General features: G+C 69.9%; 7 protein-coding genes and 1 tRNA gene. 5 read left to right on the forward strand and 3 right to left on the reverse strand.

What is annotated here, in order from left to right; translation table 11 throughout:
• The first annotated feature begins 22 nt into the window (after window positions 1–22).
• The 4 genes from CIB93_RS14195 to CIB93_RS14210 all read left to right on the forward strand — a co-directional run bounded on the left by CIB93_RS14195 (window position 23) and on the right by CIB93_RS14210 (window position 3,765).
• Window positions 23–1,618 (forward strand): ParB N-terminal domain-containing protein, encoded by a 1,596-nt coding sequence (locus CIB93_RS14195; protein WP_096627168.1) that lies wholly within the window; start codon window positions 23–25, stop codon window positions 1,616–1,618.
• Between the two features lie 66 nt (window positions 1,619–1,684).
• Complete coding sequence (locus CIB93_RS14200; protein WP_096627169.1) at window positions 1,685–2,206, forward strand: hypothetical protein; 522 nt, start codon at window positions 1,685–1,687, stop codon at window positions 2,204–2,206.
• Between the two features lie 81 nt (window positions 2,207–2,287).
• A complete protein-coding gene (locus CIB93_RS14205; RefSeq protein WP_179500104.1) occupies window positions 2,288–3,280 on the forward strand; it encodes a YgjP-like metallopeptidase domain-containing protein in 993 nt (330 codons plus the stop codon).
• Between the two features lie 412 nt (window positions 3,281–3,692).
• Window positions 3,693–3,765 (forward strand) — tRNA-Arg (locus CIB93_RS14210).
• Window positions 3,766–4,097: 332 nt separating this feature from the next.
• On the opposite strand, the gene CIB93_RS14215 is transcribed toward CIB93_RS14210, so the two are convergent.
• Both CIB93_RS14215 and CIB93_RS14220 read right to left on the reverse strand, forming a co-directional pair.
• Window positions 4,098–5,516 carry an ATP-binding protein gene (locus tag CIB93_RS14215; RefSeq protein WP_096627171.1) on the reverse strand — a complete coding sequence of 473 codons (1,419 nt, stop codon included), beginning with the start codon at window positions 5,514–5,516 and terminating at the stop codon, window positions 4,098–4,100.
• 550 nt (window positions 5,517–6,066) lie between these two features.
• A complete protein-coding gene (locus CIB93_RS14220; RefSeq protein ID WP_096627172.1) occupies window positions 6,067–6,954 on the reverse strand; it encodes an aminoglycoside phosphotransferase family protein in 888 nt (295 codons plus the stop codon).
• Between the two features lie 127 nt (window positions 6,955–7,081).
• Between CIB93_RS14220 and CIB93_RS14225 the strand changes: the two genes are divergently transcribed.
• On the forward strand, window positions 7,082–7,921 hold the full coding sequence (locus CIB93_RS14225) for an ATP-grasp domain-containing protein (RefSeq protein WP_096627173.1): 840 nt from the start codon (window positions 7,082–7,084) through the stop codon (window positions 7,919–7,921).
• Window positions 7,922–7,981: 60 nt separating this feature from the next.
• Here CIB93_RS14225 and CIB93_RS14230 read toward each other — a convergent pair.
• Window positions 7,982–8,679: adhesin (locus tag CIB93_RS14230; protein WP_096627174.1), on the reverse strand; the 698-nt coding region annotated here is incomplete at its 5' end.

An 8,679-nucleotide genomic window follows, 5' to 3' on the forward strand; every position in this document is an offset into this window, starting at 1 on the left:
CACCCTCGAAGGAGACACCCCCATGCCCACCACCATCACCGCCGAGGCCGACCAGGCCATGTCCGAGGCCATCGCCCACGCCCAGCCCGCGTTCACCGGGCGCTTCGCCTGGGTGGACCCCTACGACCTCGTCATCGACCCGTACAACCACCGCCGCCACCACGAGAAGGGACAGGACGACGGCACCGAGCCGGACGCCGACCTCATCGCCTCCGTGGAAGAGGTCGGCGTACAGAGCCTCCTCCTCCTGCGCCCCCAGACCGGCGACAACGAAGGCCGACTCGGCATCATCTTCGGCCAGCGCCGCAACAAGGCGGCCATCATCGCCGCAGACAAGGCCAAGGCCGAGGGCCGCCCCTACACACTCGTTCCCGCCCTGATCCGCGACGACCTGCGCGGCGTCGATGACGAAGCCCTCGCCCTGTCAGTCATAGAGAACAAGCACCGCACCGACCCCCACCACCGCGACTACATCGAAGCCGCGCGACAGCTCTCCCTCATGGAACTCCCCACAGCCACGAAGGACAGGCACGCCCGCGCACTCGGTCTGAGCCGCGAAGAACTGACAGCCGCCGAACGAGCCGCACAGCTCGACGACACCGCCCTGCGTGAAGCCGTAGCAGCCGACTTCGACCTGATCGAACTGGCCGACTACCAAGAGGTGCAGCACCTCAACAACGCCCGCTGGACACTGGAACGCGCCAAGAGCCGCGACCTGCGCGAGAACAACGACAAGCGCGGCCACTGGGCCCACGCCATGAACGACCTTCGCCAGAAGAAGGAGGACCAGGCCAAGCGCCTCGCGCTGAAAGCCGACATCACCGCAGCCGGAATCACGCTGATCGAACACAGCTGGCGCGACACCCCCGCCCGGCCGCTCACGGACCTGCTCACTGAACTGGGCAAGCCCATGACGCCCGACACCCACACCCGCTGCCCCGGCCACGCCGCCGCCCTGCACCCCAGCGAACCCGAAATCATCTGGCTGTGCGCGGACTGGAAGAAGAACCGCCACGAGCTGAACGCCGCCAGCAGCACAGTCTCACCGTCGGGCATGTCCGAGGCCGAGAAGGAAGCCCGCCGCCGCACCATCCGCTACAACAAGGCGTGGCGCGCTGCCCGGACTGTACGGCAGGAGTTCATCGCCGACATGTGCGAAACCACCGGAGACGCATCACCGGCCACCTGGGCACTGATCCTCAACACGATCACCGGCACCTCCACCATGTACGCACGCTACGTATCCCGGCACAGCACGGATCTCGTCTCCGCCTTCCTCAAGATCGATGACCCGAACGAAGATGCGCCTGACCGCTGGAACCGCGTCCAGAACCCGTTCGCCCCGCTGATCGCCAGGACAGGAAAGACCCGCCGCTGGCGGCTGCTCCTCGCCCAAGTCGCCGCCACCTACGAGTCAGAAGCCATGCATGACGGCATGTGGCAGCACCCCGACTCCAGCACCGTCGCGTGGCTGACCTTCCTCAAGGTGCAGGGGTACGCGCTCAGCGACATCGAGGACGAGGTCCTGGCCCTCGGACACGAGCGGACCGGGAAGCCCCTGGAGGGCTCGCGGGACGAAGAGGCGCAGAAGGAACAGGACGAGCAGGCTGCCGCCTGATCCTCCACCACTGCGGGGGCGGTCAGCCGGGAGCCGACCGCCCCCGCCCCACCTGCGGGAGACAACATGAACGACCAGCACAGCAGCCACGAGACCACCAGCAATGAGGCAGTGACCTGGCTTCGGCCCGAGTTCCAGGGCCGCGAGGACGAACTGATCAACCTCGCCGCCGGCGCCGCCCTCGTCGGGGTGACACGCTCCGCCGTCAGCAACTGGGCGGCCAGACACCGCAACTTCCCGAAGCTCGCACTGCTGACCGGGCTCGGCGCGAGGCGAGTCAAGTGGGTTCCTCGCGAGGAGTTCCTGGACTTCGCGCGACTCCAGCTCGCCAAGGACCGAGGCAGCTGGCAGCGCGCCAGGAAGGACGGCCAGCAGCGCCAGCGCCGCCCCTCGACACAGATCCATGCCGAGCGAGCGGCCCACTACGAGCGCCAGGTACTTCGCCTGAAGGATCTGGAGGAGCGGCAAGCCGACCGGCTGAGGAGCACACAGGACGCGCTGCGGGACGCACGCGCCAAGCTGCGGGAGGCCCGGCGCAAACTCGCCGCAGAGCTGGAGGCCGGACGGCGAGCGAGCGGCACGACGTAGCCCGAGTTCGCCCCGGACGAACCCCACACTCTCATGCATAGCAGAATTTACTCAACGGTCGACAAAAGGGGGCTGAATCCAGTGACCTATAACAGCCGCACCATCCCCATCGGCACCACCACCCTCCGAACCAGCAGCCGCAGCACACTCGACCTCGACGTCACAGCCGCCGGAGACATCACCGTCCGCGGCCCCCACGACACCACCGACACCCAGGCCATCGAGCTCGTCCACCGACGCCGCTCGTGGATCTACAGGCAGCTCACCCAGCACGCCGAAGCCGCCCCGACCAACCCGATCAAGCACCTCAGCGAAGGCACACCCTTCACCGTCCTGGGCCACAACAAGCCCCTCCACCTGTGCGCCGACCAGTGCCCCGACACCAGCCCCGTCCACGCAACCGGCAGCACACTCCACCTACGCCGCACACTCCGCACAGACCTCCACAAAACCGGACGCATGCTCGCCCGCTTCTACCGCGCCACCGTAGAAACCTGGCTCGAAAAGAACGCACGACACATCACGCACAACACAACTATTCGACCCATACCCGTCACCGCCTCGACACGGCTCCGAACCAACTGGATCACCCGACACCCCACACGCGGACTCACCCTCCACTGGGCAACCGGCCAGCTCCCCACCCCCCTCCTACTCGAACTCCTCCACCGAACCCTCAACCTCCACTCCGTCGCCAACCCCCACCACCTCGACCGCGCACTCAAACAACTGTGGCTCGGCAGCCTCACCCACCCGCCAGCCACCCTCACCAGCACCTGCCCCACATGCTCAGCCCACCCCGGCCAACTCCACGCCGACCACTGCACCCTCGCCCGCTGCGCCCTCACCGGCCGCCAACGCACCCGCTGCCACGCCACCTGCCACACGGTGTGGACAGGCAAGCACCCCGGACAAGAGGAGTGCGAGGAATACGGCTGGTACTGCCGCCCCACCCCCAACGGCCACCACGAACCGTGCAACGCCGACGACCCCGAAGCCATGCACGACTACATCCGGCTCTACCGCACATGCCGGTGGGACATCGCCACACAGCGGATGGTCCTGCCCTCCTAAACCCTCACGGAAGCGGCCGTGATCCCGTACACCGGGCACGCCGCCGGCCTCCCCAGCCTGGCTCCTCCCACCATGGATCGCGAAGGTTTTGCGGCGGTCACCGGATCACGTTGGGGCTCCTCACCAGCGCATTTGGCGCCCCTCCGGACCTTGGTAGCCACGGCACTACTCCCCTTGGGCGCGGGGGTACGTGGGGGGACAGTGGGGGGACAGTGGGGGGACAGAATGCCAAGGAAGACCGGGGAAAGGCGAGGAAGGATCGGGGTGGATAGAGCCCGGCAGGGCTGGCCCACACGACCCCCACCACCCTGCGGGAGCACGGAAGCACCCGCCCTGACCTGCGACAACACATCTCCTACCAGCGGCGATGCAATATCCGCTAGGCTGTCCTGCGGACGCACAGCGTCTCCCCGCCTTCGTAGCTCAGGGGATAGAGCACCGCTCTCCTAAAGCGGGTGTCGCAGGTTCGAATCCTGCCGGGGGCACAACGCATTACGCTCTGACCTGGGGTTTCTCCCCAGGGAGGCGTTCTATTCGGCCTCGGACTCCCCGTCCGGGGCCGTTTGCGTGAGCGGAAGGACGCCCTCGGCGAGGTTGTCGGCACGGTGCCGAGGTCGCGGTGGACCTGGTCGAGGCGGCTCGGCCCGCGCAGGCGACCGACACCCTGGTGCACCTCTGCTTCTCTGTTGCGTCCAGTCCCCTGTTGCGTCCAGGCGGACTTACCAAGGCAAGATCGCGTATCGGGGCGAGAGGCTCGGCCGACCCGAGTTCGGCCGACAGGCCGTACGCCCCGACACCAACATGCATCCCGGCGCGCTCAGGAGGACCACGCCGCGAGGAGTTCCGCCGGGCCGTACGCAGCGTCGAGCCCCGCGCAGTCGGTCCCGCTGCGCGAGACAGCGATCACAGGCACGGGAGCAGGCGTGAGCGCGGCGCGGTGTCGGTGCAGCGCCGCGAGATCGTGCCGGTCGAATGGGGAGTTCTCCAGCCACTTCACCGAGCCGACGAAGAACAACTCCTTGGCGATTGGCGCGCGGTCCGCTCCCACGACGTCGATCTCCACATCGTTGGTACGGGTCCAGTAACCGCCGATGGCGGGGGCGGCGGGGAGGTTCGCGTCGGGCAGCAGCCGTGCCAGCGCCTCACGCACCAAAGGCTCAACGGCCCTGCCACGCCAGCTGGTCCAGTTTTCGCGGATGCGCCGCAGCGTCAGGTCACCCCGGCCCCGCTCGATCTCCTCCATCGCCGGACCCAGGAGCTTCAGCCAGAAGCGGAGGTAGGGATCCGCGACCCGGTAGCGACGATCCTTCGAAGGCCGCGTGGACACGGGAAGCTCCGCCGCGATCACCCGCTTGTCCGCGAGGATTCCCAGCGACCGCTGTAGCGGGGTCGCCCCGATCCCGCCGGCGGCGCGGGCGATATTGGAGAACGTTCGTTCACCGCTGCCGATCGCCGAGAGGACAGTGCGGGCTTGCACCTGCTGGGGGAACTCTGCAGCGAGCGAGCGCTCCGCCGAGACCAGCAAGGCCGAGACCGGATCACTGAGTGCCGCGTGCAGGAACTCCCACATCCCGGCGCCGTGCGTCCACTCTGCGCAGATCAGAGGCAGTCCACCGGTGATCAAGGCCGCGTCGAAGGCCGAGGCAGGATCGAGGCCGAGCATCTCGCCCACCTCCGCCGGGTTGAGCGGACCCAGCACCATCTCCCGTCCGCGCTGGTGGAACGGGCGTCCATAGCTGTTCAGCGCCTCCATCATCGACAGGTCGGAGCCGATGAGAACCAGCAGAACCGGCTTCGTCTCCAGCACTCGGTCCCAGGCCCGCTGAAGCATGCCTTCGAAGGCGCCCTCCGCATCCATCAAATAGGGCACCTCGTCCATGACCACCACGCTCGCCCGGTCGTGCGGCAGCGCCGCCGCCAGTACATCGAAGGCGGCATCCCAACTCGCCGGGCGGGCCGCGGACAGCAGATTCGCCAGCGGAAGGCTGGATGACTGCGCATCCTGGCTGAGCCGCTCCAGGTCCGCCCCCGGCGACGCCCCTGTGGCGGCATAGAAGAGGAACGGCGCACCGGACCTCTCGGCGAACCGCTCCACCAACCGCGACTTACCCACCCGGCGGCGTCCTCGAAGCATCACGCACCGCCCGGGCCGCTCCCCACCGACCCCGGCCGTCACCTTGCCCAGCTCGCGATCCAGCGTCTCGAGCTCGTGCCGCCTGCCCACGAAATCCGCCATGTCTCCGCCTTCCAAGGTGTCACCTAGCCCCCTCGTGAACACTAACACCACAGTTAGTAACATTGATGTTAGTGACATGGGCTGGCTTGGGAGGATGGCTACTCACCCCGGTACACCCACGGGAGAAGTCAGTCTTCGGCGCCACAGCATGTCCGCCGCTGGGCGTCCCACGGCCGCCCAATGCGTGAGCGGCGCGTGAGCGGACGGCGTAGCAGGAGCCGTCTTGAGCCGGATGGCCGGTCATGCCGCGCGGCGCTGACCAGGCAGAAGAGCACCACGCGGCACAGCCAAGCACCACCCGTCAGAGATTCGATCCCACTCCTAAAGCGGGTGCCGCAGGTTCGAATCCTGCCGGGGGCACACTCTCCACCAGCACGAACACCAAGAAGGGCCAGGTCAGGGCACATGCCCCGCCTGGCCCTTCTCCGTTGACCGCCGTCCTGCTCACGCTCTCGGACGTGCTGTCACGCACTGAGCACGTGACCTCGTGCCCCGAACAACGCCATGCGGATCACGGAAGCGGGTGAGCAGTGCCTCCGGTCACTGTGACTCACCCCCGGCGGTTCCCGCGCCCCGCGGCAAGCACCTCGTCGATCACGTGCGCCGCGATCCCCGCCATCACCGGGTTCGTCCTCCGGTAATGCGCGAGCTCCATCAGCGCGATGGACAGGGCCCAGCCGCGACCCCGCGCCCAGGTCGCCTCGTCGGCGCCCACCGCCGTACGGAACGTCTCCCTGGCACCCGCGGTCAGCAGGTACCAGGCCGCGATCAGGTCGACGGCCGGGTCGGCCAGGCCCAGGCAGTCGAAGTCGATGACCGCGGTGAGGCGGCCGTCCGCGACCAGGACGTTGCCGGGCTGGAGGTCCCCGTGCACCCAGACGGGCCGGTCCGTGAAAGCGGGGGCGGCCAGCGCCTCTTCCCAGGCCGCGGCGACGGCCTTCGCGTCCAGGACACCGTCCAGGGCCGCGAGCGCCTCGCGGGTCTCAGCGTCACGGGAGGCCAGGGCTTCGCTGCGGTAAGCGGGCGGGGCGTCGGCGGGGTCGATCCGGCGCAGGGCGCGCACGAACTCCGCCAGGTCCGCCGCGAGCAGCTCCGAGGTCGAAGAGCCGTCCCCGGGGCGCGGGTTGGCGCCCTCCAGCCAGCTGCACACCGACCACGCCCGGGGGAAACCCTCGCCCGGGGCCCCCTGGGCCAGCGGGACCGGAACGGGGAAGGGCAGGTGCGGGGCCAGCCGGGGCAGCCAACGGTGCTCCGTCGCCACGTCGGCCGCGCCGCCTTCGGTACGGGGCAGCCGCACGGACTTGTCGGCGCCCAGGCGGTAGATCGCGTTCGCGGTCCCGCTCGCGTCGACGGCCTCCACGGGCAGGTCCGCCCACTGCGGGAACTGGGCGGCGATCAGGCCTCGTACGAGCGACGGTGCGGTGGTGATGTGACTCATCGGTCGATGAAACCAGCCGCTCCGGGCGCGCACAACACGATTCGGTCCGCGCCCGGGGAACCCGAGAACCCGGTCCGCCGGAAACCCGGTGGGCCACTCCCCCGTCCGTACGGGAGGATCGGCGACCGTGAACGACCTACCGCGCACCTTCGTCCTTCCACCCCGGCTCACCGCCTCCGCGCGGGCATTGCGCGACACGGCGCTCCGGCGCGGGCTGCGGGTCCTGGAGTGCCCCCGGTTCGCGGTCCCCGAGGAGCTGGCGGGGCAACCGGAGACGGAACAGGGGACGGGAGGGGAAACAGGGCAGGGAACAGGACAGGGGACAGAGCGTGCCGTCCATCTGCACGCCGGGCCCTCCTTCGCCGACACCGTGGCCCCCGCGCTCGGGATCGCCCTCCTGGAAGCCCCCGCTGACTGGCTCGCCCGGCTCCCCCGTGCGCTGACCCTGCGCGAGATCCGGGCGGTACCCATCCGCGAGGCGTACCGGCTGCGGCGCCCCGCGTTCGTCAAGTCGCCCAACGACAAGAGCATTTCCGCGCTCGTTTACGCGGACGGGAGTCGGCTGCCCGGACCCGATGCCGTGGACCCGGCGACCGTGGTGCTGGTGAGCGACGTGCTGGCGTTCGCCGCCGAGTACCGGCTCCATCTGCTCGACGGGGCCGTCCACACGGCCGGTCGGTACGCCGAGGGCGGCAGGCTGCGGCTCGGCCCCGCCGACGCCGACGCGCTCGCCTTCGGGCGGGACGTCCTCGCGGCCGCCGGGGGTTCCCTGCCCTCCGCCGTCGTCGTCGACGTCGGCCGGGACGACGAGGGCCGGTGGGCCGTGGTCGAGGCCAACGCGGCCTGGGCGAGCGGATGTTACGACGCCGACCGCGACCGGGCCCTGGACACCGTACTGCGGGCGGCCGGACCCGCCGCAGCCCTCTCGCCGCACGACCGCGCCTTCGTACGAGCCGAAACGCGATAGGGCACGCTCAGCGGCACAGCTCAGCACAGCCGAGCCCATCCCAGCACAGCTCAGCCCGGCTCAGCGGCAGGCCGCCCTCATCTGCCCCGACCCGTGGTGCGCCCCGACCCGGTCCGCGTCGCCCCAGTCCCGGCCCCGGTCGATGAGCTGTACGGCGAAGACGTCCCCCTTGACCGGGTAGTCGCCCACCGGGACCGCGATTCCCCGGTGCTCGGTCTGGAGCACCGTGAAACCGGTGTACGCGGAGTCCGGGTCGTCCGGGTCGGAGAGCACGCGGTAGACGGTCGGGGCCCCGGCGGCGTCCCGGGCGCGGCCGCTGTCGGGGACGAAGACGGTCAGCGCGCAGGTCCGGAAACCCTCGCCCGGCCGCCAGGACCAGGTCGCCGTGGAGCCCGCGTCCTCGGTCGGGGCGCCCGACATGGGCACGGCGCTGAACCGGCCGTCGCACCCGTCACCGGTGAAACCGCCCGCCTCGACCGTGTACCAGCCCGCGTCGCCCTTCTCGAAGCGGCCGTGCTCCCGGTAGGTACCGGTCGTACAGCCGGGCCCCGCCCACTGCGAGAAGCGGTGGCCGTCCGCCGGGTCGGGTGCGGGGACCGCTCCCGCGTCATCCGCTCCCGCGCCGATCCGGGTCGGGGCCGCGCCGCCGACCCGGTCGGGCAGCGCGCCCGCCCGGCCCGCCGCGTCCGTACGGCTGTCGCTGTCGCCGCCACCGCCCCGCGCGGCCCAGGGCGCCAGCAGGGTAGCGCCGGCGACCA

This window comes from Streptomyces sp. WZ.A104 (assembly GCF_002382885.1).
In the GTDB taxonomy this organism is placed as follows: Bacteria; Actinomycetota; Actinomycetes; order Streptomycetales; family Streptomycetaceae; genus Streptomyces.

Coding starts and splice junctions, on each gene's coding strand:
- CIB93_RS14215 (WP_096627171.1), bottom strand. CDS start 5,516: ATGGCGGATTTCGTGGGCAGGCGGCACGAGCTCGAGACGCTGGATCGC.
- CIB93_RS14200 (WP_096627169.1), top strand. CDS start 1,685: ATGAACGACCAGCACAGCAGCCACGAGACCACCAGCAATGAGGCAGTG.
- CIB93_RS14220 (WP_096627172.1), bottom strand. CDS start 6,954: ATGAGTCACATCACCACCGCACCGTCGCTCGTACGAGGCCTGATCGCC.
- CIB93_RS14195 (WP_096627168.1), top strand. CDS start 23: ATGCCCACCACCATCACCGCCGAGGCCGACCAGGCCATGTCCGAGGCC.